The 25,045-nt window shown below is 71.4% G+C and carries 23 protein-coding genes; 20 read left to right on the top strand and 3 right to left on the bottom strand.

The features are described 5' to 3' along the window. Positions 1–23 precede the first annotated feature (23 nt). The 3 genes from JOE35_RS08270 to holA are packed head-to-tail and all read left to right on the top strand — an operon-like array spanning position 24 to position 4,355. Positions 24–785: a ComEA family DNA-binding protein gene (locus JOE35_RS08270; RefSeq protein WP_209560697.1), complete on the top strand. Its 762-nt coding sequence runs from the start codon at positions 24–26 to the stop codon at positions 783–785. Beyond that, positions 782–3,484 (top strand): ComEC/Rec2 family competence protein, encoded by a 2,703-nt coding sequence (locus JOE35_RS16105; RefSeq protein WP_209560698.1) that lies wholly within the window; start codon positions 782–784, stop codon positions 3,482–3,484. The genes JOE35_RS08270 and JOE35_RS16105 overlap by 4 nt, the downstream gene beginning before the upstream one ends. Continuing rightward, positions 3,393–4,355 carry a DNA polymerase III subunit delta gene (gene holA, locus JOE35_RS15625; RefSeq protein ID WP_307803131.1) on the top strand — a complete coding sequence of 321 codons (963 nt, stop codon included), beginning with the start codon at positions 3,393–3,395 and terminating at the stop codon, positions 4,353–4,355. The genes JOE35_RS16105 and holA overlap by 92 nt, the downstream gene beginning before the upstream one ends. 107 nt (positions 4,356–4,462) lie before the next feature. Here holA and rpsT read toward each other — a convergent pair whose 3' ends face one another. Further along, a complete protein-coding gene (gene rpsT / locus JOE35_RS08280; RefSeq protein WP_209560699.1) occupies positions 4,463–4,723 on the bottom strand; it encodes a 30S ribosomal protein S20 in 261 nt (86 codons plus the stop codon). A 302-nt stretch (positions 4,724–5,025) separates the two neighbouring features. On the opposite strand from rpsT, the gene JOE35_RS08285 reads away from it, so the two are divergent. The 6 genes from JOE35_RS08285 to JOE35_RS08310 all read left to right on the top strand — a co-directional run bounded on the left by JOE35_RS08285 (position 5,026) and on the right by JOE35_RS08310 (position 11,656). Continuing rightward, positions 5,026–6,177, top strand: coding sequence for a pyridoxal phosphate-dependent aminotransferase (locus JOE35_RS08285; RefSeq protein WP_209560700.1), 1,152 nt, complete (start codon positions 5,026–5,028; stop codon positions 6,175–6,177). A 73-nt stretch (positions 6,178–6,250) separates the two neighbouring features. Continuing rightward, a complete protein-coding gene (locus JOE35_RS08290; RefSeq protein WP_209560701.1) occupies positions 6,251–6,604 on the top strand; it encodes a DUF4190 domain-containing protein in 354 nt (117 codons plus the stop codon). A gap of 212 nt (positions 6,605–6,816) precedes the next feature. Further along, positions 6,817–8,670, top strand: coding sequence for a translation elongation factor 4 (lepA, locus tag JOE35_RS08295; protein WP_209560702.1), 1,854 nt, complete (start codon positions 6,817–6,819; stop codon positions 8,668–8,670). Between the two features lie 3 nt (positions 8,671–8,673). Next, positions 8,674–9,426, top strand: coding sequence for a DUF1990 family protein (locus JOE35_RS08300; RefSeq protein ID WP_209560703.1), 753 nt, complete (start codon positions 8,674–8,676; stop codon positions 9,424–9,426). A 2-nt stretch (positions 9,427–9,428) separates the two neighbouring features. Then, on the top strand, positions 9,429–10,655 hold the full coding sequence (gene hemW, locus JOE35_RS08305) for a radical SAM family heme chaperone HemW (RefSeq protein ID WP_209560704.1): 1,227 nt from the start codon (positions 9,429–9,431) through the stop codon (positions 10,653–10,655). Between the two features lie 218 nt (positions 10,656–10,873). Next, positions 10,874–11,656 (top strand): SGNH/GDSL hydrolase family protein, encoded by a 783-nt coding sequence (locus JOE35_RS08310; protein WP_209560705.1) that lies wholly within the window; start codon positions 10,874–10,876, stop codon positions 11,654–11,656. Here the strand turns inward: JOE35_RS08310 and JOE35_RS08315 are convergent. Both JOE35_RS08315 and JOE35_RS08320 read right to left on the bottom strand, forming a co-directional pair. Then, entirely contained in the window at positions 11,613–12,782 is a 1,170-nt protein-coding gene (locus JOE35_RS08315; RefSeq protein WP_209560706.1) for an acyltransferase, read from the bottom strand. The genes JOE35_RS08310 and JOE35_RS08315 overlap by 44 nt on opposite strands. Before the next feature lie 201 nt (positions 12,783–12,983). Continuing rightward, positions 12,984–13,466, bottom strand: coding sequence for a DUF4870 domain-containing protein (locus JOE35_RS08320; protein WP_245186075.1), 483 nt, complete (start codon positions 13,464–13,466; stop codon positions 12,984–12,986). Between the two features lie 211 nt (positions 13,467–13,677). Here JOE35_RS08320 and hrcA point away from each other — a divergent pair, with 211 nt between their 5' ends. The 11 genes from hrcA to leuA all read left to right on the top strand — a co-directional run bounded on the left by hrcA (position 13,678) and on the right by leuA (position 25,022). Further along, entirely contained in the window at positions 13,678–14,700 is a 1,023-nt protein-coding gene (hrcA, locus tag JOE35_RS08325) for a heat-inducible transcriptional repressor HrcA (protein ID WP_209560707.1), read from the top strand. A gap of 94 nt (positions 14,701–14,794) precedes the next feature. Continuing rightward, positions 14,795–15,913: a molecular chaperone DnaJ gene (dnaJ, locus tag JOE35_RS08330; RefSeq protein ID WP_209560708.1), complete on the top strand. Its 1,119-nt coding sequence runs from the start codon at positions 14,795–14,797 to the stop codon at positions 15,911–15,913. Positions 15,914–15,915: 2 nt separating this feature from the next. Further along, positions 15,916–16,659 (top strand): 16S rRNA (uracil(1498)-N(3))-methyltransferase, encoded by a 744-nt coding sequence (locus tag JOE35_RS08335; protein ID WP_209560709.1) that lies wholly within the window; start codon positions 15,916–15,918, stop codon positions 16,657–16,659. Between the two features lie 80 nt (positions 16,660–16,739). Next, positions 16,740–17,144, top strand: a complete 405-nt coding sequence (locus JOE35_RS08340) for an HIT domain-containing protein (protein WP_209560710.1) — start codon at positions 16,740–16,742, stop codon at positions 17,142–17,144. After that, entirely contained in the window at positions 17,134–18,264 is a 1,131-nt protein-coding gene (locus tag JOE35_RS08345; RefSeq protein ID WP_374099701.1) for a PhoH family protein, read from the top strand. The genes JOE35_RS08340 and JOE35_RS08345 overlap by 11 nt, the downstream gene beginning before the upstream one ends. After that, the gene (ybeY, locus tag JOE35_RS08350; RefSeq protein ID WP_192041828.1) at positions 18,261–18,722 is read left to right on the top strand and encodes an rRNA maturation RNase YbeY; all 462 of its coding nucleotides are present in this window, start codon (positions 18,261–18,263) and stop codon (positions 18,720–18,722) included. The genes JOE35_RS08345 and ybeY overlap by 4 nt, the downstream gene beginning before the upstream one ends. 7 nt (positions 18,723–18,729) lie before the next feature. Continuing rightward, positions 18,730–20,046 (top strand): hemolysin family protein, encoded by a 1,317-nt coding sequence (locus JOE35_RS08355; RefSeq protein ID WP_209561946.1) that lies wholly within the window; start codon positions 18,730–18,732, stop codon positions 20,044–20,046. After that, positions 20,043–20,981, top strand: coding sequence for a GTPase Era (era, locus tag JOE35_RS08360; protein ID WP_245186076.1), 939 nt, complete (start codon positions 20,043–20,045; stop codon positions 20,979–20,981). Before JOE35_RS08355 ends, era begins: the two co-directional genes overlap by 4 nt. A 104-nt stretch (positions 20,982–21,085) precedes the next feature. After that, positions 21,086–22,357, top strand: coding sequence for a sensor histidine kinase (locus tag JOE35_RS08365; RefSeq protein ID WP_209560711.1), 1,272 nt, complete (start codon positions 21,086–21,088; stop codon positions 22,355–22,357). Beyond that, a complete protein-coding gene (locus JOE35_RS08370; protein ID WP_209560712.1) occupies positions 22,354–23,025 on the top strand; it encodes a response regulator transcription factor in 672 nt (223 codons plus the stop codon). Before JOE35_RS08365 ends, JOE35_RS08370 begins: the two co-directional genes overlap by 4 nt. Before the next feature lie 236 nt (positions 23,026–23,261). After that, on the top strand, positions 23,262–25,022 hold the full coding sequence (gene leuA / locus JOE35_RS08375) for a 2-isopropylmalate synthase (protein ID WP_209560713.1): 1,761 nt from the start codon (positions 23,262–23,264) through the stop codon (positions 25,020–25,022). The last annotated feature ends 23 nt before the right edge of the window (positions 25,023–25,045 follow it).

Below are 25,045 nucleotides of genomic sequence, written 5' to 3' on the forward strand. Positions count from 1 at the left end.
GCCGTGCCTCCTACCGTCGGGGGATGGTCGTCGACTTCCGCTCCGCCCCCGATCCCGCGGCCCCTCGCGGGCCTCGCTGGCGGCTCGGCGTGGGGGCGGTGGTCGTCCTCGTGCTGGCCGTGCTAGCGGTCACCGTCGCGATCTCGGCCACGGCGACACGAGGAGGCTCGGGCGAGACCGCGATCACGTCGCGGCCGACGTCGGCTGACGAGCCGGTCGGAGCGGGCGACGCGTCGGGGGCGACGGGGGCGACGGGGGCAACTGGGGTGCCGGGGGCGTCCGGCTCGGCGGTCTTCGTGCACGTGCACGGCCGGGTCGCGTCGCCCGGTCTCTACGAGCTGGCCTCGGGGGCCCGCGTCGTGGACGTCGTCGCCGCGGCGGGTGGCTTCGCCGACGATGCGGAGCAGGGCGCGGTCAACCTGGCGCGCCCCCTCGTCGACGGCGAGCAGCTGTACGTGCCGGCGGTGGGGGAGGCGACGGCCGACGGGGCGGGCGGCGTCGGCGGCGCGGCGGGCGGAGGCGTCGCCGGCGGTGCGGCGGGCGGAGGCGGTGCCGGCGGTGCGGCGGGCGGAGGCGCGTCGGGCGCCGGCGGCGCTCTCGTCGACCTCAACTCGGCCGACGCCGCCGCGCTCGAGACCCTTCCAGGGGTCGGACCCGCGACCTCTGCGGCGATCCTCGACTGGCGCCGGGAGAACGGCGCGTTCCGGTCGGTCGACGACCTCCTGGGCGTCACCGGCATCGGGGAGAAGACGCTCGCGACGCTCACGCCCCTGGTCACGGTGTGAGGGCGCCGACCCAGGTCGACGTCCGCTGGGCGGCGCCGGCCGGCGCGTCGTGGGTGGTCCTCGTCGTCGTGCTGCCGCGCCCCGACCTGCACGTCGCCGTCAGCGTCCTGCTCCTCCTCGTCGGGGCTGCGGCCCTGGCCGGGGCCGTCGTCCTCGGCAGCCGGGCACGGCGCCTGACGTCCTCGACGCTGCCTCGTTCGTCGTCGCCGTCGTCGGTGCCGCCGTCCTCGCCGTCGCCGCCGTCCTCGTCCTCGCGCTCGCGTGTCGTCCCGGCGGCGGCCCTGCTCGCTCTCGTGGCCGTCGTCGCGGGGCTGGTGCTCGCGGGTGCAGCCGTGCGACAGCACGTCCGCTACCCGGAGGCGCTGGTCGGGCTGGTGGGGCACTCGGCCGAGCTGCACGGGACGGCGCAGGGCCGCGTGGTGCCGGGCACGCGCGCCGTGCAGGTGGCGGTCCGCGAGGTCGTCGTCGCGGACGACGTCGTGTGGCGCGGCCGGGCCTCGTTCCTCCTCCTGGGGCCTCGACTCCCTGCGGGGGCGACCGTCGAGGTGGGGCAGGAGCTGTCCGTCCGGGTCTCCGTGCTCCCTGTCGAGGCTGGGGACGACGTCGCGTTCGTCGCGGCTGTGCGGGGCCAGGTCGTCCCCGGGGTGCGACCCTCGGGGGCCTCCGGGTTCGCCGACTCGGTGCGCTCCGACTTCCGTGCCGTCACCGCCGACCTGCCGGGCGACGGCGGGAGCCTGCTGCCGGGGCTCGCCCTCGGCGACACGTCCGCCGTCGGCGACGACCTCGACGAGGCGATGAAGGCGTCCTCGCTCTCGCACCTGACCGCGGTCTCCGGGTCGAACTGCGCCGTGCTCGTGGCCCTCGTGGTGCTCGTCGGCGGGGCGCTCGGCGTGCCGCGTCTGGTGCGCCTCGTGCTCGCTGCGGCGATGCTGCTCGCGTTCCTCGGCCTCGTCACCCCCGAGCCGAGCATCGTCCGCGCCTCGGTGATGGCCCTGGTCGTGCTCGCGCACCTCGCGGCGGCCCGGCCCGTGTCGGGCCTCCCCGTCGTCGCGCTGGCGCTGACGGGCCTGCTCGTCGTCGACCCGTGGCTGGCCCGCGACCTGGGGTTCGCGCTCTCCGTGCTCGCAACGGCCGGGCTCGTCGTGCTGGCGGCGCCGCTGGCCGACGCGCTCGCCCGCGTCGTCCCACGTCCGCTGGCGGCGGTGCTGGCGGTGCCGAGCGCCGCCCAGCTCGCGTGCCAGCCGGTGCTGCTGCTGCTCGACCCGCGCGTGCCGGTGCACGGCGTCGTGGCGAACGTGCTGGCCGAGCCGGCCGCGCCCCTCGCGACCGTGGGCGGGCTCGTCGTCTGTGCGACCGCCTCCTGGGCGCCGGGTCTCGCGGAGTTCGTCGCGCGTGTCGCGTGGGTGCCGGCCACGTGGGTCGGCGCCGTGGCCCGCTCCGTCGCGTCGTGGCCGTTCGCGCGCGTCGACTGGCCAGGCGGGGCCACGGGCGTCGTCGTCCTGGCCGGGTTCTCCCTCCTCGTGGCCGGGGCGGTGCTGGCACGGTCGGAGGGGCCGTTACGGCGGGTGGCGGTCGTCCTGCTCGTCGGCGCGCTCGTGGTCGGCGGCGGCGTCGTGACGGGCGTCCGCACGGGGGAGCGGAGCGCCGTGCCCGACGACTGGACCATCGCCCAGTGCGACGTCGGGCAGGGCGACGCGGTCCTCATCCGGAGCGCCGGCCAGGTCGCCCTCGTGGACGTGGGCGACGACGAGGAGGCGCTCGGCGGCTGCCTCCGCCGGTTCGGGGTCGACCGGGTCGACCTCCTGGTGCTCACGCACTTCGACACGGACCACGTCGGGGCCGTCGACGTGGTGACGGGTCGGGTCGGCCGGGCGGTGGTCGGGCCCGCCGAGAGCCCGGCGGACGATCGGCTCGTCGACGAGCTGGTCGCCGGGGGCGCCGACGTCGTCGAGGGCACAGCCGACGTGGGGGGAGTCCTCGGCGCGCTCGGCTGGAGCGTGCTCTGGCCGGCCGGCACGGGCGCAGCCGCAGCGGGCAACGACGCGAGCGTCGTCGTCCTGTGGCGGCCCCTGCCCGGCTGCGCGACGGGCTGTCTCTCCTTCCTCGACCTCGGCGACCTCGCCGAGGCGCCGCAGCGTCGCCTCTTGTCGGCTGCACGCGGGTCCCTCACGGGCGTCGACGTCGTGAAGGTGTCGCACCACGGCTCCGCCGACCAGCACGCGGCCCTGTACGAGGCGGCCGCGGCGTCGGTCGGGCTCGTCGGGGTCGGCGCCGACAACACCTACGGGCACCCGAGGCGCGAGGCGCTCGACATGGTCGAGGAGGCGGGCGGCGAGATCACGAGGACCGACGTCGACGGCGACGCCGCGGTCGTGGTCGGCGACGCCGGCCTGCGGCTCTGGCGTCAGCGGGACGGTGCTCGCGGGGACGATGCGGACGACACCGACGAGGTCACGAGCCGGCCCGCCGACGTCGGGGGAGGCCGTTACGCTGGGTCGAGGGCGCCCTCGGCGTCCTCGACCGAGGAGGACCGTGGCCGCCAGAACCACCGGCAAGACGACGACGAAGAAGGCGAGCGTCGCCGTCGACCAGGTCCCCTGGCACGCGATCCGCCCCGCGCCGGTCGTCCTCGTCAGCGGGCCGGAGCAGTTCCTCGCCGAGCGTGCGGTCCGGCAGCTCCGCGACCAGCTCGTCGCTGAGGACCCGAGCCTCGAGGTCCACGACCTCGAGGCCGACCACTACCAGCCCGGCGAGCTCATCACCCTCGCGAGCCCGTCCCTGTTCGCCGAGCCGCGCCTCCTGCGCGTGGTGTCGGTCGAGAAGTGCACGGACGCGTTCCTCACCGAGACGCTGCGCTACCTCGAGTCACCAGCCGACGACACGTACCTCGTGCTGCGGCACGGCGGGGGAGTCCGCGGCAAGAAGCTGCTCGACACGATCCGCGCGGGCGTCGGCGGCGGTGTCGAGGTCGTCTGCGCCGAGCTCAAGAAAGAGACCGAGAAGCACGACTTCGCCGCGGGCGAGTTCCGGTCGGCGCGACGACGGGTGTCGGGCGGGGCGCTCCGGGCGCTGGTGACGGCCTTCTCCGACGACCTGGCCGAGCTCGCCAGCGCCTGCCAGCAGCTGATCTCCGACGCGGCGGACGAGATCACGGAGGCGACGGTCGAGAAGTACTACGCCGGCCGCGTCGAGACGAACGCCTTCAAGGTGGCCGACGCGGCGATCGCGGGGCGTCAGGGCGAGGCGCTCGTGCTCCTGCGGCACGCCCTCTCGTCGGGTGCCGACCCGGTGCCCGTCGTGGCGGCCTTCGCCATGAAGATCCGCACCATGGCGAAGGTCCAGGGCGTCTACGGGCCCTCCGGGCAGCTCGCCTCACGTCTCGGCATGGCCCCGTGGCAGGTCGAGCGCGCTCAGCGCGATGTCCGCGGCTGGAGCGAGGAGGGCCTCGGTCGGTGCATCGAGCTGCTCGCCGAGACGGACGCCGCGGTCAAGGGCGCCCAGCGCGACGCGATCTACGCGCTCGAGCGGATGGTGACGACCGTGGCGACGCGGGGCGCGCTCGGCCGCTGACCTCGGCGCCCGAACCGCCCGGCTCCCGTCCACGCGAACGCGAAGGACCCCGTCTCGATCGAGACGGGGTCCTTCGCGGTGAGCGCGGTGCGCTCAGGTGATCAGGCTCAGAGAGCGCCGACCTGCTTCGCGATCGACGACTTGCGGTTCGCGGCCTGGTTCTTGTGGATGACGCCCTTGCTGGCGGCCTTGTCGAGCTTCTTCGACGCGAGGGCCAGCGTGGTGGTCGCCTTGTCCTTGTCGCCGGCGACGATGGCCTCGCGCGCAGCGCGGATGGCGGTCTTGAGCTCGCTCTTGACGGCCTTGTTGCGGTCCTGGGCCTTCTTGTTGGTGCCGATGCGCTTGATCTGCGACTTGATGTTCGCCACGTTCGCTACTTCCTGTTTCGTGTGTCGGGGCGAGCGGCACCGGAGTGCGGCGCCGTGCCCGGGGGACGGTTCTGTGAGGTGGTGCTGCGAGCCGACCGGGAGGGGACTCGCCCATCCCGGACTGCCGCCGGTGGTGCCACCGGAGCGGCTCTCGGCTGCGTTCGCGATCCGTCACGTCAGACGTTCCGCGCAAGCCAACAGGCAACGTTACCAGCACGTCGCCCGACTCTCAATGATAGGGCGTCCGACGCAGGCTGCGGCGACCCGGGAGGGGGGCGTGTCGCCCGTAGTACGGTGCCGTCATGCCGTCGCTCGCCCCGCACATCGCGTCCGTCCCCGCCTCCGGCATCCGTCGGGTCTTCGAGCTCGCCGCCGGCCTGGACGACGTCGCCATGCTGGTCATCGGCGAGCCCGACGTGCCCGTGCCGCACCACATCGGCGACGCTGCCCGTCGCGCGTGGTCGGAGGACCGCACCGGCTACACGCCGAACGGCGGCATCGCCCCGCTCCGTGAGGCGCTCGTGGCCAAGCTGGCGCGCGAGAACGACCTGCACGTCGACGTCGAGCAGGTCTGGGTCACGGTCGGCGCCACCCAGGCGCTCTACCAGGCCATGGGCCTCGTGCTCGCCGCTGGCGACGAGGTGCTCGTGCCCGACCCCGGCTACACGACGTTCTCGATGAACGCGCACATGCTCGACGCCGTCCCCGTCCCGTACTCGCTGTCGCCCGACAGGGAGTTCCTGCCCGACCTCGACCAGCTGGAGGCGGCGGTCACCGACCGCACCCGGGCCGTCGTCGTCAACTCGCCCTCCAACCCCCTCGGGGTCGTCTGGCCGCGCGAGGTGCTGCAGGGCCTGCTCGACCTGGCCGCGCGGCACGACCTCTGGGTGATCAGCGACGAGGTCTACGAGTACTTCACCTACGGCACGCCCCACGTGAGCATCGCCTCCCTCGACGCCGACGACCGGGTCTTCAGCGCCTTCTCGCTGAGCAAGACCTACGCGATGACCGGCGTGCGCGTCGGCTACCTCGTGACCCCGCGCGGCATGGCCCCGACGATGCGGACGGTCCAGGAGGCGATGATCAGCTGCGTCGCCGAGCCCGACCAGCACGCGGCCCTCGCCGCGGTCACCGGCGACCACGGCCCCGTCTCGGACGCCCGCGAGCACTACCGGCAGAACCTCGAGCTGGCGACTGCCCTGCTCGCCGAGCGCGGCATGGCCCATCTCGACCCGCAGGGCGCCTTCTACCTCTGGATCGACGTGAGCCACGCGTCGCAGGGCGACGTCGCAGGCTGGGCCGAGCGGTTCCTGCTCGAGAAGCGGGTCGCCGTCGCTCCCGGCAGTGCCTTCGGCCGGGCCGGCGAGGGCTGGATCCGGATCTGCCTCGCCGCGGCTCCCGAGGTGATCGAGCGTGGGCTCAGGGCGCTGCCCGCACCCGCCCCGGCGGCCTGACGGGAACGCCCCCGCATCGATGCGGGGGTCTGCCCCCTTCAGCCGGGCCGCGCCTCCTTCGTAGGCTCGAGGCATGACGAACACCGCACCGACCACCCCGCCCGTCGCCGCACGCACCGCGGCCCCTGCCGCTCCTGCCGCTCCTGCCGCCCCCGCGGCGGCCGGCGGCCTCCACTCGCCGCTGAGCCTCACGAGCCTCGTGCTCGGGATCGCGTCGGTGGCGCTGAGCTTCACCTTCGTCGTGCCGATCGTCGGCGTCGTCCTCGGCGTGCTCGGGCGCCGACGCGAGCCCGAGGGCCGCACGATGGCGCTGATCGGCATCATCGCGTCGGGGGTGATGCTGCTCGGCAGCGTCGTCCTCCTCGTGGTCGGCCTCGTGGCAGCAGTCCCGATCGGCCTGCTCGGCCTGTTCCAGTACTTCAGCTGACTCCGTTCCTCAGCTGACGCCTCCTCGTCGGCTGACGCCCGCTCCTTGGAGCCGCGCCTCGTGTTGACAACTCCTGACGGGTGCGCCGCGAGCAGCCGCCGGTACCCGCCGCGGCGTCGGCGCCGCGCACGCATCAGGAGTTGCCGACACGGTTCCCGAGCGCGACGTGGGAGAATCGAGGCGACAACCGCCCGCCACCCCCTGAGGACCGTGTGAGCCCCCTAGCAACCCGTGCACTCGAGCCGGCGAAGACCGCGCCCGAGCACATCCGCAACTTCTGCATCATCGCGCACATCGACCACGGCAAGTCGACCCTCGCCGACCGCATGCTGGGCATCACCGGCGTCGTGGAGGACCGGGCCATGCGCGCCCAGTACCTCGACCGGATGGACATCGAGCGCGAGCGCGGCATCACGATCAAGAGCCAGGCCGTGCGCATGCCCTGGGAGCGAGACGGCCAGACCTTCGCCCTCAACATGATCGACACGCCCGGCCACGTCGACTTCAGCTACGAGGTCAGCCGGTCGCTCGCCGCGTGCGAGGGCGCGATCCTGCTCGTCGACGCCGCGCAGGGCATCGAGGCCCAGACGCTCGCGAACCTCTACCTGGCGCTCGAGAACGACCTCGAGATCATCCCGGTCCTCAACAAGATCGACCTGCCGGCGGCCGACCCGGAGAAGTACGCCGCCGAGCTCGCGAGCCTGATCGGCGGCGACCCCGCCGACGTCCTCCGCGTCAGCGGCAAGACGGGCGTCGGCGTGACTGAGCTCCTCGACCGCGTCGTCGACCGCATCCCCTCGCCGACCGGCGACTTCGACGCCTCGCCTCGAGCGATGATCTTCGACTCCGTCTACGACAGCTACCGCGGCGTCGTGACGTACATCCGCATGATCGACGGCACCCTGCACCCGCGCGAGAAGGTGCAGATGATGTCGACCAAGTCGACCCACGAGATCCTCGAGATCGGCGTCTCGTCCCCCGAGCCGACACCGAGCCAGGGGCTCTCGGTCGGGGAGGTCGGCTACCTGATCACGGGCGTGAAAGACGTGCGTCTCTCGAAGGTCGGCGACACGGTCACGACCTCGGCGAAGCCCGCGACGGAGGCGCTTGCTGGCTACGTCGAGCCGCTCCCGATGGTCTACTCAGGCCTGTACCCGATCGACGGCAGCGACTACCCCGACCTGCGCGAGGCCCTCGACAAGCTCAAGCTGTCCGACGCGGCCCTCGTCTACGAGCCCGAGACCAGCGTCGCGCTCGGCTTCGGCTTCCGCTGCGGCTTCCTCGGCCTGCTGCACCTCGAGATCATCACCGAGCGCCTCGAGCGCGAGTTCGGCCTCGACCTGATCACCACGGCGCCGAGCGTCGTCTACGAGGTCACCACCGACGACAAGCAGACCGTCACCGTCACGAACCCGAGCGAGTTCCCCGGCGGCAAGATCGCCAGCGTCAGCGAGCCGATGGTCAAGGCGGCGATCCTCGCCCCGAAGGACTACGTGGGAGTCATCATGGAGCTCTGCCAGCAGCGGCGCGGCGCCCTGCTCGGCATGGAGTACCTCGGCGAGGACCGCGTCGAGATCCGCTACGCGATGCCCCTCGGCGAGATCGTCTTCGACTTCTTCGACAGCCTCAAGTCGAAGACCGCCGGCTACGCGAGCCTCGACTACGAGCCCATCGGCGACCAGGAGGCCGACCTGGTCAAGGTCGACATCCTGCTGCAGGGCGAGCAGGTCGACGCGTTCAGCGCGATCGTGCACCGTGACAAGGCGTACGCGTACGGGGTCCTCATGACGGGCCGCCTCCGCGAGCTCATCCCGCGCCAGCAGTTCGAGGTGCCGATCCAGGCGGCCATCGGCGCCCGGATCATCGCGCGGGAGAGCATCCGCGCCATGCGCAAGGACGTCCTCGCCAAGTGCTACGGCGGCGACATCAGCCGCAAGCGCAAGCTGCTCGAGAAGCAGAAGGAGGGCAAGAAGCGCATGAAGACCATCGGTCGCGTCGAGGTGCCCCAGGAGGCGTTCATCGCCGCCCTGAGCGGCGACACCGAGGCGAAGAAAGAGAAGAAGTAGCCGATGCGCCGTTCGACGCACGCCGAGACGCACACGACCTACGGAGAGGTCGGCGCGACGCAGGCGCCCGACCTGATGCAGTACCCGCCCAAGGGCTTCCGCCCGGCCGAGTACCGCACCAGGGTCGGTCACGGCGACGCGCGCTTCGAGGCGGCGTGGATCGCCACGATGACCTGGAAGATCCAGGAGCGCAGCGGGATCGACGTGCGGATCGACTCCGTCCCTCCCGTCGAGGAGGGCGGCTACCACCCGGTCACGTTCGACGACGACGGCGTCCCCGTCGACCCGGCCCACTGGGAGCAGGGCCGCGACGAGTCGCGCTTCGCGCCGGACGGCACCGCGTTCCTGACCGCGGGCACGACGGCCACCCTGTCGATCTCCGCCTACGGCCGCAGCGTGCAGGCGCCCGTGCGGGTCGTCTACGTCGTCGACGAGCCGAGGCGCAAGGGCTTCGCCTACGGCACCCTGGACGGCCATCCCGAGAGCGGAGAAGAGAGCTGGGTCGTCGACCAGACCGACGACGGCTCCGTCTGGTTGTCGATCCGCTCGTTCTCGCGTCCCAGCACCTGGCGCTGGAAGCTCGTGGAGCCCTTCATGCGGCGTCAGCAGGCGCTGTACACGCGTCGCTACCTCCGGGCCCTGAGCCTGACCGAGCCCGACGCCCCGGCCGAGGCCGACATCGACCTCGAGGCCGCCGCCGAGGCCGCCCACGACGACGAGATCCGCGAGCCCGGCTCTCGCCGGTCGGGCGACTGACGGTGCCAGGAGCCCTCCCGCTCGGCGACCCTGCCCCCGTCGACGGCTCGCTGCCCGCGTCGGTCGTCGAGGGTGCTGCAGACCGCAACTTCGGCGTCTACCTGCACGTCCCCTTCTGCCGTGTCCGCTGTGGCTACTGCGACTTCAACACGTACACGGGCGACGAGCTGCGCGGCGCCCGACGTGACGACTACGCGCAGGAGGCGGTGGACGAGGTGCGCCTCGCCGGTCGCGTCCTCGAGGGCGCCGGGCTGCCTCCTCGTCCGGTCTCGACCGTCTTCTTCGGGGGCGGCACGCCCACGATGCTGCCGCACACGGACCTCGCCGCCATGCTCTCGTCGGTCGTCGACACCTGGGGGCTCGTCGACGGCGCCGAGGTGACGACCGAGGCGAACCCCGACTCCGTCGACGCCGAGTACCTGCGGGCGCTGGCGGCCGCCGGCTTCACGCGCGTCAGCTTCGGCATGCAGTCCGCGGTGCCCAGCGTGCTCGCGACCCTCGAGCGCACCCACGACCCCGAGCGCGTCCCGCTCGTCGTGCGCTGGGCCCGTGACGCCGGGCTCGACGTCAGCCTCGACCTCATCTACGGCACGCCGGGCGAGACCCTCGACGACTGGTCTCGATCGCTCGACGTCGCCCTCGAGCAGCAGCCGGACCACCTGTCCGCCTACTCGCTGATCGTCGAGGACGGCACGAAGCTGGCCCGGCAGATCCGGCGTGGCGAGGTCGCCCAGCCCGACGACGACACCGCCGCGGACATGTACGAGCTCGCCGACGACCGGCTCGCCGCCGCGGGCTACGGCTGGTACGAGGTGAGCAACTGGGCGCGCGACGAGCAGCACCGCTCGCGGCACAACCTGTCGTACTGGCAGGGCCACGACTGGTGGGGCGTCGGCCCTGGTGCGCACAGCCACGTCGGGGGCGTCCGGTGGTGGAACGTGAAGCACCCGGCCGCCTACGGCCAGCGCATGGCCGCGGGGGAGTCGCCGGGGGCCGGCCGCGAGACCCTCGACGCCGAGACCCGGCGGGTCGAGCGCGTGCTGCTGGCTGTCCGGATGCGCGAGGGGCTGCCCACGACCGACCTCGACCCCGAGGGTCGCGCGGCGGTGGCCGGGCTGATCGCCGACGGCTGGGTCGAGGGGCGCGAAGCACTGGCGGGGCGCGTCGTCCTCACGCGGACAGGACGGCTGATGGCCGACGCCGTGGTCCGCCGGCTGCTGCCGGTCTGAGGGCCGACGCGTCGCGTCGCGGTGCGGCCGTCACGAGGTGCCGCCCGCGGACCGCTCAGGGCAAGGGCTAGAGCGCCCTCGATCGGGCGGTTGTCAGGATGCGCCGAACGGATCGGTCGTGGCCAGGCGGGTCTCGACCTGGCGGTCTACGTCCAAGGCTCTCCGGCGTCTGGTCAGGAGGTTCCCTCTAGGGTCGACGCATGGCGAGGAGATGGCGCGTGTCCCGGACCCGCGAGAGGGTCGTCTCCGTTCTGGCCGCTGCCGTCATAGTGCTGGGTGTAGCCGTACTGGCGGCGTCGTTCTTGGCTGTAGCCACAAGCCCTGGCGATCCGACGGCAAGTCAGATCACCGTCAAGAACCTGCCGCAAGATCCGCGCGTTCTGGTAATCGGCGACTCCTACACTGCCGGCTACGGGGCCGAGGATCCAGAACGGGACACGTGGGTCAATCGGACTTCGGCGTCTCTTGATTGGTCGGTGACTGTCGACGCAGTTCTGGGAAGCGGATACACGACTGTCGGCGGGCCCTCGTCGACCGGCGTGGGGACCTTTGGCGACAGGCTCTCCAGACACGAGCACGAGACTTTCGACCTCGTCGTGATCCAGGGCAGCCAGAACGATGTTCACACGAATCCGGACCGGCTGGTCAGGGCGGCCCAAGCGGCTCTGCGTGAAGCTAAGGATCTGTGGCCTGATGCAGCTGTCGTGATGATCGGTCCGTCCGCGCCGCTCCCTCGCGGAGAGGCTTACGTGGCCGCCTCAGAGACACTTCGAAAGGTCGCCGGCGGGGCCGACGTGCCCTTCGTAGATGCCGTCAACGGCCGATGGTTCACCACCAAGAACAGCCCCGCCATGACGGCTCCAGACGGTGGCCACCTGAACACTCGCGGCTACGCCTACATGGGTGACCGCATCACCGAGGCCATGCGGGACCTGATGGACGGCGAAGCAGGGTCGACTAGCGCACTGTCAGGGGAGAACTCAGCGCATCGGCTGCGTTAGCCACTGGCTTGTCGCGGCCCAACGCTCGAGCAAGCCTGTGGCTCGGGCGCTCGACCAACAAGAAGAAGCCCGTCCCCGTACACAGGGAGACGAGGACTGCTGCGGCGAGGGCCGCGTTGGAGCCGGGCCAGGCGGAAGCGAAAGCGATCACGATCGGCTCGTGCACCAGGTACAGGCTGAACGACACGATGCCTGCCCAGCGGAAGACGGGTGAGGACAGCAGACGGGCGAGAGGCAACCACACCGCTGCGGCGAGCAGGAGGGCCGTGACTCCGATGATGATCGCCGGGCGGGTCAAGAGATAGATGCGGGCTACGGGTCCGAACGGCATGAGCAGCCAAAAGGACGTCGTGAGCAGCGTGCCGATGACCACGACGGCGAGCCATCGGGCGTGGGACTCGCGTGTGCGCTTGAGCTGGTGCCAGACCGCGGGCCAGGCCTGGGCGAGGGCCGTCCCGATGAGGAACATCGGCATGTACGCGAGTGCTAGTACATCGGAGTAGAAGCCGTACGTGGACACGATCAGTGCGGCAACGATCTGGGCCGAGGGCTTGAGAGCCAACCCGGTAGCGATGAAAGCAGCGAGCAAGAGAGAGAACAGAACCTCCCACTGGAGGGACCAGAGGGGCGTGATCGCACCGGAGGGTCCTGCCAGGAGTGTCAAGTCCTTCTCTAAGTAGGACGTGACGTATTCGGGGACTCGACGGCGCAGCCAGACGCTGGCTTCACCGCCGCGGGGAAACACTGTGATGATCGTCGCGCCGAGTAGGACGGCGGCTGTGACGGGGATGTAGAGGCGCACCAGCCGTGCCGGCAGATAGGTGCGCCAAGTGAACTTGGGCGAACTGACGGCGAGGCCGAGTACGAAACCGGAGAGCACGAAGAACAGGTAGACCGCCTCGGTGCCAGCCCACAGGAGATGCAGCGGCGTGTGTACGAGCCACGCGGTCGTGCCCGTGGCGGGGACGTTCGTGTAATAAGGGTCAGCCAGGCCTGGCTTGGTGAGCAGAGTGTGGTGCGCAAGAACGATGAGCGCTGCAGCTCCTCGTAGGCCGTCGAGGGAAGTCAGGCGAGGGGCGGGCGACAGTAAGCGGGATGCCCCGGGTGACGCGAGGTGTCTTGACACGAGCCAAGGTTAGGCGAGGTCGAGCAGGTCGGCCGTCATTGGGCGGCGGTTCAAGAGGTAGGGACCGACCTGGCGCGCTGCAGGCTCGAAATTAGGCGGCTTGCGCCCCACAGCGGGCGAGTCAGTCGGGGTATGTGGGCCGACACGACGTGAGGCGCGCCTCCCGGAGGGGAGACGCGCCTCGACGGCCGAGCGGACGGGCTACGCCTTGATGAACTCGATGCTCAGCGGGTACTTGTAGTACTCGCCCCGGTTGGCTGCGAGGGCCGCGATGATGCCGAAGACGATCACGACGATCGCCGCCGCGAGCGTGATCAGGACGCCGATGCCGAGGAACGACGTCGCACCTCCGATGACGTAGGCGATCACCATCGTCAGCTGGAAGTTCAGCGCGACGCGGCTGTGCTCACGGACGAACGGGCCGCGGTCCTTGAGCACGAGGTAGCCGACCAGCGGGGCCACGAAGCTGAGCAGGATGCCGCCGACGTGGATCAGCGTGGCCCAGAGCTTCTCGTCCTCGGGGCGCATCGGCTGGACGGGCTGCGGGGCGCCGTAGCCGGGCTGCTGGCCGTAGCCGGGCTGGCCGGGCTGCTGGCCGTAGCCGGGCTGGCCCTGACCGGGCTGCTGCTGCCCCCAGCCGGGCCCCTGAGGGTCGTTCGGCTGGGAAGGAGGGGTGTCGGTCATCTGTTCACCTGTTCGTCGTCGGCGCTGGCCGGGCTGCCGGACGAGGTGGTCCGGCGGGCGTCACGGCGAGCATAGGGCAGGCAGGAGGCGCGGGTCGAGTACCCCCGGACGGTCTCGTGACGTAGGATTGGCAGTCTGGCAGGACGAGTGCCAGCGAGCTCGGGTCGTCGTCGTGACGAGCCCCGCCGGCCGTGCGAGAGGGAGGTGCGTCGTGGTCTCTGAACGTGGTCTCGAGGTGCTGCGCGTCATCGTGCACGACTACGTCGCGTCCCGCGAGCCCGTCGGCTCCAAGTCGATCGTCGAGCGGCACCACTTCGGCGTCTCCGCCGCGACGATCCGCAACGACATGGCCCTCCTCGAAGAAGAAGAGCTGATCGCGGCACCGCACACCTCGTCGGGTCGGGTGCCGACCGACAAGGGCTACCGGCTCTTCGTGAACCACCTCGCCGACCTGCGACCCCTCAGCAGCGCCCAGCGCCAGGCGATCGAGACGTTCCTCGGCGACTCCGCCGACCTCGACGAGGTGCTCGGCCGCACCGTGCGCCTCCTCTCGCAGCTCACCAACCAGGTGGCGCTGGTCCAGTACCCCTCCTTCTCGCGGGCGCGCGTGCGGCACGTCGAGCTGGTCAGCCTGGCCGAGCGCCGCGTCATGACCGTGCTCATCACCGACACGGGCCAGGTCGAGCAGCGGCTCGTCGAGCTGCCCGTCGCCGTCGACGACGAGTTCCTCGCCGAGCTGCGCCGCGCGCTGAACGCGGCCGTGGGCGGCACCGAGCTCAGCGCCGCGGCCGCGCTGCTGGCGGATCTGCACGAGGGCTTCCGCCCCGAGCACGCCGTCGTGGTCGGCATCGTCGTCGCCAGCCTGGCCGAGCAGCTCGCCGCGGGGCGGCAGGAGCGCCTCGTGATGGCCGGCGCGGCCAACCTCGTGCGCACCGGCGACGACTTCAGCGGCGACCTCTACCCCGTCCTCGAGGCGATCGAGCAGCAGGTGGCGCTGCTGCGCCTCTTCGGCGAGATGCAGCTCGACGCGGTCGACGTGGCCGCGAGCATCGGACGGGAGAACGCCTCCTTCGGCCTCTCCCAGGCATCCGTGCTCGCGAGCGGGTACACCTCGACGGGCAGCGAGGTCGCGCGCCTCGGCGTGCTCGGCCCGATGCGCATGGACTACTCGACCAACATGGCCGCCGTCCGGGCCGTGGCCCGCTATCTCTCGTCGCTGCTCTCCGAGCGCTGACGACCCGCACCTCCTCGGCCCTGCGCACCCGCGCCGCGCCCCCTGACCAGACCCCACGAGACCACCCCCAGACACCAGAGGCAGACGAGAACAAGTGGCAGATCATTACGACGTGCTCGGAGTCGACCGGTCGGCGACGCCGGACGAGATCAAGAAGGCGTACCGCAGGCTCGCGCGCGAGCTGCACCCCGACGTCAACCCGAGCCCCGAGGCGTCCGAGCGCTTCAAGGACGTCACGCACGCCTACGACGTGCTGAGCGACCCGCAGCAGCGCGAGCGCTACGACCTCGGCCCGCAGGCCGGGTTCGGCGGCGGCGGAGGGGGAGGAGCGGCCGGCTTCGGCGACATCTTCGACGCGTTCTTCGGCGGCGGAGGAGGCGGCGGCCAGCGACAGGGGCCCCGGTCGCGTCGTGAGCGCGGCCAGGACGCGCTGCTGCGGCTGGAGGTCGACCTCGAGGAGATCGTCTTCGGCACCACCCGCGACATCGAGGTCGACACTGCGGTGCTCTGCGAGACCTGCAACGGCTCGTGCTGCGCGCCCGGCACGTCGCCCCAGACCTGCGACATCTGCAACGGCTCTGGCCAGATCCAGCGCACCGTCCGCTCGCTGCTCGGCAACGTCATGACGTCCAGCCCGTGCGGCACCTGCCGCGGCTACGGCACGGTCATCCCCAACCCGTGCCCGACCTGCCAGGGCCAGGGCCGCGTGCGGGCTCGGCGGACGATCCCGATCGACATCCCCGCGGGCGTCGACACGGGCATCCGCCTGCAGCTGCCGAGCCAGGGCGAGGTCGGCCAGGCCGGCGGACCCAACGGCGACCTCTACCTCGAGGTGAAGGTGCGCCACCACGACATCTACAGCCGCGACGGCGACGACCTGCTCGCGACCCTGGAGGTGCAGATGGCCGACGCCATCCTCGGCACCGAGACGACCCTGCACGCTCTCGACGGCGAGGTCGAGATCGAGCTGAAGCCGGGCACCCAGAGCGCCGACGTCATCACGATCCGCGACCGCGGCATCACGAAGCTGCGCGGCACCGGACGCGGTGACCTCAAGATCGGCGTGCAGGTCGTGACGCCGACGAAGCTCAGCCACAAAGAGCGAGAGCTGATCGAGAAGTTCGCCGCCGGACGCCGCTCGGCGGCGCCCGAGCTGTCGCAGTTCCAGCAGGGCCTGTTCGGCAAGCTCCGCGACCGGTTCCTGCACTTCTGATCGTGGCCCACTTCTACCTGGTCGACGACCTCGCCGACGCATCCGTCGGCAGCACCGTCGTGGTCGAGGGGCAGGAGGCGCGGCACGCCGTCACGGTCAGCCGGGTCCGGGTCGGCGAGTCGCTGTCGCTCGGCGACGGGCGGGGCACCTCCGTGCGCGGCGAGGTCGTCGAGGCCACGGACTCGCGGCTCGCGCTGGTCGCCGCAGACGTGACCAGGGTCGACCGACCCGCGACGCAGCTCGTGCTGGTGCAGGCCCTGGCCAAGGGCGACCGGGACGAGCTCGCCGTCCAGGCCGCCACCGAGCTCGGGGTCGACGAGGTCGTCCCGTGGTCCGCCGCGCGCAGTGTGTCCCGCTGGGAGGGCGCGAAGATCGCGAAGGGCACGGCCCGGTGGCGTGCGATCACTCGAGAGGCGACCAAGCAGGCGATCCGGCCCTGGGCACCGGTCGTCTCCGACCTGGTCTCCACGAAGCAGCTCTGCGCGAGGGCCGTCCGCGAGACGGTGCTCGTGCTCGAGCCGACCGCGGAGCGGGCGCTCTCTGACGTCGCCCTCGAGAGCGAAGGAGGCGCACCGTCGTCCGTCCTGGTGGTGGTCGGCCCCGAGGGCGGCATCTCCCCGTCCGAGCTCGAGCTGCTCGCCGGCGCGGGGGCCGTCCCTGTGCGGCTCGGGGACTCCGTGCTCCGGACCTCGACGGCCGGGCCGGCAGCCCTCGCCGTCCTCAGCGTGAGGCTCGGGCGCTGGTAGGGGCCGAGGCCGCCTCCGTCGGGCCGGCCGAGGCGGCCGCCGCCAGGCCCGTGTCGGCGGCCACGACTACCATGGACGACATGTCCGAGACAGAGCCAGCACCGACCGAGCCGTCGGTCTTCAGCCGCATCGTCGCTCGCGAGATCCCTGCAGACGTCGTCTTCGAGAGCGACGCGCTGATCGCGTTCCGCGACATCGCGCCCCAGGCGCCGTTCCACGTGCTCGTCGTGCCGAAGACCGAGCGCCACCGTGACGTCGTCGCGCTCGCGGCGGCAGATCCCGCCCTGCTCGCCGAGATCGTGTCCACCGCTTCTGCGCTCGCGTCCGACCGGGCTCTCCTCGGCGACGAGGTCGTCGCGGCCTCGGGCGGCACGGGCGAGTTCCACCTGATCTTCAACACCGGCGCCTCTGCCGGCCAGACCGTGTTCCACGTGCACGCCCACGTGCTCGCAGGCCCCCTCGAGGAAGGCTCCCTTGCCCACTAGCGAGACCCGATCCACCGACCCTCAGCCCACAGGCGAGGGCACCGTGCGCGTCGACCTCACCGTCGACGGCGTGGCCATGGTCCAGCTGCTCGGTCCCCAGGACCGGCTGCTGCGCACCGTCGAGAAGCGGTACCCCGACGTCCGCGTGCTCGTCCGGGGCAACGAGGTCGCCCTCGAGGGGCCGACCGCGTCCGTGGGACGTGCCCGCGTGGTCGTGGACGAGCTCGTCGGGCTCGTCCGCGGGGGCCACGACCTCGCCCCGGCCGAGGTCGAGACGTCGGCGAAGCTGCTCGACTCGGGGGCCGCGACGCCGTCCGACGTGTTCGGCCAGCCCATCGTCTCCAGTCGCGGCAAGGCCGTGCGCGCCAAGACGCTCGGCCAGAAGCAGTACGTCGACGCGATCGACGAGCACACGATCACGTTCGGGATCGGCCCTGCCGGCACGGGCAAGACGTACCTCGCGATGGCGAAGGCCGTGCAGGCCCTGCAGCGCCGCGAGGTGCAGCGGATCATCCTCACCCGCCCCGCGGTCGAGGCCGGCGAGCGGCTCGGGTTCCTGCCCGGCACGCTGACCGACAAGATCGACCCGTACCTGCGTCCCCTCTACGACGCGCTCAACGAGATGATGGACCCGGAGATCGTGCCGAAGCTCCTCGCGGCGGGCACCGTCGAGGTGGCGCCCCTGGCCTACATGCGAGGTCGGACGCTCAACGACGCCTTCGTCGTGCTCGACGAGGCGCAGAACACCACGCCGGAGCAGATGAAGATGTTCCTCACGCGGCTCGGGTTCGGCTCGCGCATGGTCGTCACCGGCGACGTGACGCAGGTCGACCTGCCGACCGGGGCCAGCGGCCTCCAGCTCGTGACCAGGGTGCTCGACGACATCGACGACATCCACTTCGCCCGCCTCACCAGCGACGACGTGGTCCGGCACACCCTCGTCGGCCGCATCGTCGACGCGTACACCACCTACGACGCCGAGCGTCAGGCACAGCGGGCCGAGCGGCAGGATGCGGCGAGCTCCGCCTCGGCGGTCGCATCGACCGGCGACGGGGCGAACCGCGCCGAGCGTCGCTCGTCCGCGACCCGGGACCGGCTCCCGAAGAGAGGCACCCGATGAGCATCGAGGTCAACAACGAGTCGGGCCTCGAGGTCGACGAGGCGGCGATCCAGCGCCTGGCGACCTTCGCGCTCGACCAGATGCACGTGCACCCCGAGGCCGAGCTGGCGATCGTGTTCGTCGACGAGGCCGCCATGGAGCAGCTCCACGTCCAGTGGATGGACGAGCCGGGCCCCACCGACGTCCTGAGCTTCCCGATGGACGAGCTGCGCCCAGGCACGGAGGACGAGCCCACGCCGGCCGGGCTGCTCGGCGACATCGTGGTCTGTCCCCAGGTCGCCGTCGCCCAGGCGGCGACGGCAGGCCACAGCCCGCTGGACGAGATGCTGTTGCTCACCTGCCACGGCGTCCTGCACCTGCTCGGCTTCGACCACGCCGAGCCCGACGACGAACGCGAGATGTTCGGTCTCCAGCGCGAGATACTCGCCGCGTTCGCCGGCGCCGACGAGAGACGGTGACGCCGTGATGGTCACCGTGTTCGTCATCGTGGCCGTCGTGCTCGTCGTCCTCGGGGGGCTGCTCGCGGCGGTCGACGCCGCGCTCGGCGTGCTGAGCCGGGGCGACCTGCTCGAAGAAGCAGAGGCCTCGCCCCGCAGCAGCGCCTCGCTGTCGGCGGTCGCTGCCGACATCGGCGCCCACGTCAACGCGGTCAACTTCACGAGGGTGGTCGCCGAGACGTCCGCGGCCGTCCTCGTCTCCCTCTCGTTCGCCTTCACGATCGAGCGCTGGTGGCTCGCCCTGCTGCTGTCCGCGTTGATCATGACGCTGGTGTCCTTCGTGCTCGTCGGCTCCAGCCCGCGCAGTGTGGGCCGTGCGCACGCCAGGGGCCTCGTCGTCGCGACCGCCGGCCTGGTCCGGGGCCTCCGCGTGGTCCTCGGCCCGCTCGCGGACGCCCTCGTGGCGATCGGCAACAGGGTCACGCCCGGCCGGCCCCGCAGCGCGTCGTTCTCGTCCGAGGAACAACTGCTCAGCATGGTCGACGAGGCCACCGAGCTCGACGTGCTCGAAGAGGACGACCGTGAGCTCATCCACTCGATCTTCGAGTTCAGCGACACCGTCGTCCGCGAGGTGATGGTGCCGCGCACCGACATGGTCACCATCGAGTCGACGGCCTCCGTCCGCTCCGCGATGAGCCTCTTCCTCGGCCGCGGCGTCTCGAGGGTGCCGGTGGTCGGCCGCGACAGCGACGACGTCGTCGGGGTCGTCTACCTGCGCGACCTCGCCCGCCGGCTGCACGAGCACGCCGGCGACGACGACGCCGCGGTGGCCGACCTCGCCCGGCCGGCGGTCTTCGTGCCCGAGTCGAAGAAGGCCGACGACGCGCTCCGCCAGATGCAGCTCGACAAGAACCACCTCGCGATGGTGGTCGACGAGTACGGCGGCATCGCCGGCCTCGTGACCCTCGAGGACCTCATCGAGGAGCTCGTCGGCGACATCAGCGACGAGTACGACCGCACCGTGGCCGAGCACCGCGAGATCGCTCCCGGGCTTTACCGGGTGAGCGCGCGCCTCGCGGTGGACGAGCTCGGCGACCTCTTCGGCATCGAGCTCGACGACGACGACGTCGACTCCGTCGGCGGCCTGTTGACGAAGCAGCTCGGGCGCTTGCCCGAGAAGGGCTCGACCGTCACCGTCTCCGGGCTCGTGCTCACGGCAGACCGCACGGAGGGGCGACGTCGCGACCTCCAGACCGTCCTCGTCGAGCGCGACCCTGCCCTGGTCTCCGCCCAGGCCGCCCTGACCGACCTCGACTCCACCCCCTCCCCGAGAGAAGCACCATGACGACCACCGGCGACGACTCCGTCCTGCCTCCCATGCCTCCTGTCGGCACCGACCACCGCGCGGGCTTCGTCTCGTTCGTCGGACGGCCGAACGTCGGCAAGTCGACCCTGACGAACGCCCTCGTGGGCGAGAAGGTGGCCATCACCTCCTCGAAGCCCCAGACGACCCGGCGGGCCATCCGCGGGATCGTGCACCACCCCGCCGGTCAGCTCGTGCTCGTCGACACGCCGGGCATGCACCGTCCCCGGACTCTGCTGGGCGAGCGCCTCAACGACGTCGTGCAGACGACCCTCGGCGACGTCGACGTGATCGGGCTGTGCATCCCCGCCGACGAGAAGATCGGCCCCGGCGACAAGTTCATCAACGAGCAGCTCGACGCGTTCCCCCGGGCCAAGAAGGTCGCCATCGTCACCAAGACGGACACGACCTCGCGGCCGGCCGTGGCGGAGCAGCTGCTGGCCGTGAGCCGGCTGCGTGACTGGGAGGCGATCATCCCGCTCTCCGCCCTCGGCGACGTGCAGCTGGACGTCCTCGCCGACGAGCTCATCAAGCTGATGCCCTTGTCGCCCGCGCTCTACCCCTCGGACGCCGTCACCGAGGAGGGCCTCGAGGACAGGGTCTCGGAGTACATCCGGGAGGCGGCCCTCGAGGGCGTCCAGGACGAACTGCCGCACTCGCTCGCCGTGACCATCGACGACATGGTGCAGCGCGACGACAAGGACATCCTCGAGATCTACGCGAACCTCTTCGTCGAGCGCGACAGCCAGAAGGCCATCGTGATCGGCAAGGGCGGCGCCAGGCTGCGCGAGGTCGGCGCGAGGGCCCGCGCGCAGATCGAGCCGCTCGTCGGCCACCAGGTGTTCCTCTCGATCCGGGTCAAGGTCGCGAAAGACTGGCAGCGCGACCCCAAGCTGCTCGGTCGCCTGGGGTTCTGACCTCGGACGGGGCCGTCCCTCCACAGGATGATCCTGGTCGGCCGCTGGTCGTCGGGGGCTCCGGAGTCGCCCCGGGGCGTCCCGGTGAGCCCTACGCTCGTCGGATGACCTTCCGCCGCCTCGCGCCCTACCAGGTCGTCGTCGACGTGTCGGCGGCACTCCTGCTCGGGTTCGTCTCGCTGTTGTTCCTGGACGGCGACCTGACGGGTGCTCTCGTCGTGCTCGGCATGGTCGTGGCGGCGGCGATCCGGCGGGTGTCCCCGTCGTTCGCGCTGGTGCTCGCCTGGGTGGTGGCCCTGGGCGAGATGGCGTCGCTGACCACGCCCGGCGTCAGCAACCTCGCCGTCTGCGCGATCCTCTACACCGTCGCCGCGTACGGCAGCGAGCGGGCCAAGTGGGCCGGCCTCGGCTCGGTCGCGCTGGGCGCGGTCGCCGGCACCTTCTACGTGTCGTCCGTCCAGACGTCGCTGTTCGGCATCTCCTACGACGTGTACGGCATCACGGACGTCATCCAGATCCTCCTGCAGCTGGGGATCACGTTCCTCGGCTTCCTCGGTCTGCTCGGGCTGCCGTGGGCCGCCGGGCTGCTGACCAGGGCACGGTCGACCGCGAGGGTCAGCCGAGAGGCACAGCTCACGGCCGAGCGCGAGACGGCCCGCGCCGAGGGCGACGCGGCCAGGGCCGAGCGCGAGGCCGCGCGGGCCGAGCGGGACATCGCCGTCGAGCAGGAGCGCAACCGGATCGCGCGCGACATGCACGACGTCGTCGCGCACTCGCTCGCGGTCGTGATCGCGCAGGCCGACGGTGCCCGCTACGCCGCCAGGGTCGATCCCACCAGCGTCGACGAGGCGCTCGTGACCATCGCGGGCACGGCCCGCGAGGCGCTCGGAGACGTCCGAGTCCTGCTGGGGCAGCTGCGTCACAGCCAGGGTGAGGCACCGCAGCCCGCGCTGGGCGATCTCGACCGCCTCCTCGACCAGATGCGCGGCTCCGGCCTCGAGATCGACCACCGCGTGCACGGGGAGCCCCAGCAGCTGGGCACCAACCGGCAGCTCGCCGTCTTCCGCATCGTGCAGGAGTCGCTCACCAACGCGCTGCGGCACGGCGCTCGTGACGCTCCGGTCGGCGTGCTCTTCGAGTGGCGCTTCGACGCTCTCCACCTGGTCGTCACCAACACCGTCCGGCCTGCCACCGCACCCGTCGACACACGCACGACCGGAGAGATGCGTCGAGGCGGCCACGGTCTCGACGGGATGCGCGAGCGCGCCACCCTGGCCGGCGGGTCGCTCACCACCCAGGACGCCGACGGCCGCTTCGTCGTCCACGCCATCGTGCCGACCCTGGCGCTCACGCAAGAAGTAGGGATGATCCGATGACCACCACCATCCGCGTCGCCCTGGTCGACGACCAGGCGCTCTTCCGGGCCGGCATCAAGATGCTCGTCGGCTCCCAGCCCGACCTCGAGTTCGTCGGCGAGGCCAGCGACGGCGAGGAGGGGGTGGTGATGGTGGCCGAGGCTCGTCCCGACGTCGTCCTGATGGACATCCGCATGCCCGTGATGGACGGGATCGCCGCGACCAGTGCGATCCTGGCCGACGCAGAGGCGGCCGCTCGTCGGCCGCCTCGCATCATCGTGCTCACGACGTTCGACCTCGACGAGGCAGCGACGCGGGCCATCAGGGGCGGCGCGAGCGGGTTCGTGCTCAAGGACGCGGATCCCGAGTTCCTCCTCGCGGCGATCCGCACCGTGCACGCGGGCACGGCCGTCATCGCGGCCTCGGCGACTCGGGAGCTCTTCGAGCACTTCGACGGTCGATCGTCACGGGCCGCCGCGATCCCGCCCGCGTTCAGCACCCTCACCAGCCGCGAGCGGGACATCTTCGACCTCGCGGCCCGTGGGCTGAGCAACTCGGAGATCGCCGGTCGCGAGTTCCTCAGCGAGGCCACGGTCAAGACGCACATCAGCCGGGTGCTGTCGAAGCTGTCCCTGCGCGACCGCGTGCAGCTCGTCGTCTACGCCTACGAGCACGGCATCACCGAGTAGACGGTGCCTTGCAGGGCTCCGTCCCGCGCGCCGCCCGGCTCGTCGGTGTCATCCTCCGTCGGCTGGTCCGTCACGGAGGGGACTCGGGTGCTAGATTCGCCTCGTGTTGTTCGGTCTGCTCCTCCTTAGCTGCCGCGACGAGTCCTGACCCAGGCCTCCCTCGTCGCGGAGTTCGTCGTCGGCCGACACCATCCACGCGCTGAGGCCCCGTCGTCGGGGCAGAGAAGACCCGAGTCATGAAGAACGCACAGATCCCGTCCGGGATGCCGATCCACAAGTACCGCCCGTTCCACGAGCAGATCACCGTCGACCTGCCTGACCGGACGTGGCCCTCCCGTCGCATCACCGAGGCTCCGCGCTGGTGCGCCGTCGATCTCCGGGACGGCAACCAGGCGCTGATCGACCCGATGAGCCCTGAGCGCAAGCGCATCATGTTCGACCTGCTGGTCGGCATGGGCTACAAGGAGATCGAGGTCGGTTTCCCGAGCGCCTCCCAGACCGACTTCGACTTCGTCCGCAGCCTGATCGAGACGGGCGCGATCCCCGACGACGTGACGATCCAGGTGCTGACCCAGGCGCGCGAGCACCTCATCGCTCGCACCTACGAGGCCATCGCCGGGGCGAAGCAGGCGATCGTGCACCTCTACAACTCGACCAGCGTGCTCCAGCGCGACGTCGTGTTCCGGACCGACCGGCAGGGCATCGTCGACATCGCGCTCGAGGGCGTCCGGCTCTGCCGCGCGGCGGAGGCGACCATCCCCGAGACCGCCGTCTTCTACGAGTACTCGCCCGAGAGCTACACCGGCACCGAGCTCGACTTCGCCCGCGACATCTGCAACCAGGTCATCGAGGCCTTCGACGCCACCCCCGAGCGGCCCGTGATCATCAACCTGCCGGCGACCGTCGAGATGGCCACCCCGAACGTCTACGCCGACTCGATCGAGTGGATGCACCGCAACCTCGCTCGTCGGGACAGCGTCATCCTGTCGCTCCACCCGCACAACGACCGCGGCACGGGCATCGCGGCCGCCGAGCTCGGCTACCTCGCCGGGGCCGACCGCATCGAGGGCTGCCTGTTCGGCAACGGCGAGCGCACCGGCAACGTCGACCTCGTCGCCCTCGGGATCAACCTGTTCACGCAGGGCATCGACCCCCAGATCGACTTCAGCGACCTCGACAAGGTCAAGCGCACCGCCGAGCACTGCAACCAGCTGCCCGTGCCGGAGCGCAGTCCCTGGGCGGGCGACCTCGTCTACACGGCCTTCAGCGGCTCCCACCAGGACGCCATCAAGAAGGGCTTCGAGGCGATGGCGGCCGAGGCCGAGTCGAAGGGGACGAGCGTCGACAACCTGGTCTGGGCGGTGCCGTACCTGCCGGTCGACCCCAAGGACCTGGGGCGAAGCTACGAGGCCGTCATCCGGGTGAACTCGCAGTCGGGCAAGGGCGGCGTGGCCTACCTGCTCAAGGCCGACCACGCCATCGACCTGCCGCGCAAGCTGCAGATCGAGTTCAGCGGGGTCGTCCAGACGCGCACCGATGCCGAGGGCGGCGAGATGTCGAGCGCGCACATCTGGTCGATCTTCCAGGACGAGTACCTGCCCGCGCCGATCGACGACGACAAGTGGGGCAGGTTCGAGCTGACCCGCACGGGCACGTCGAGCGACATGGGCGGCGTCACCGCGCTCGACGTCGACCTGCGTGTCGGCGACTCGGTCGAGTCGACCTCCGGCCGGGGCAAGGGGCCCATCGACGCGTTCATCCAGGTCCTCGCCGACCAGGGGGTGCAGGTCGAGCTCTACGACTACGTCGAGCACACCCTCAGCGCGGGCGGCGACGCACAGGCCGCCGCGTACGTCGAGCTCGACGTCGACGGGACCCGCCTCTGGGGCGTGGGCATCGACGCCGACATCTCGACGGCGTCGCTCAAGGCCATCGTCTCCGCGGTGAACCGCGCCGTCCGCCGCACCTCGTCCCTGCGCGAGCTCGCCACCGCCTAGCCGCCCGGCCGGCCCGCTCGGCT

This window comes from Frigoribacterium sp. PvP032 (assembly GCF_017833035.1).
GTDB lineage: Bacteria > Actinomycetota > Actinomycetes > Actinomycetales > Microbacteriaceae > Frigoribacterium.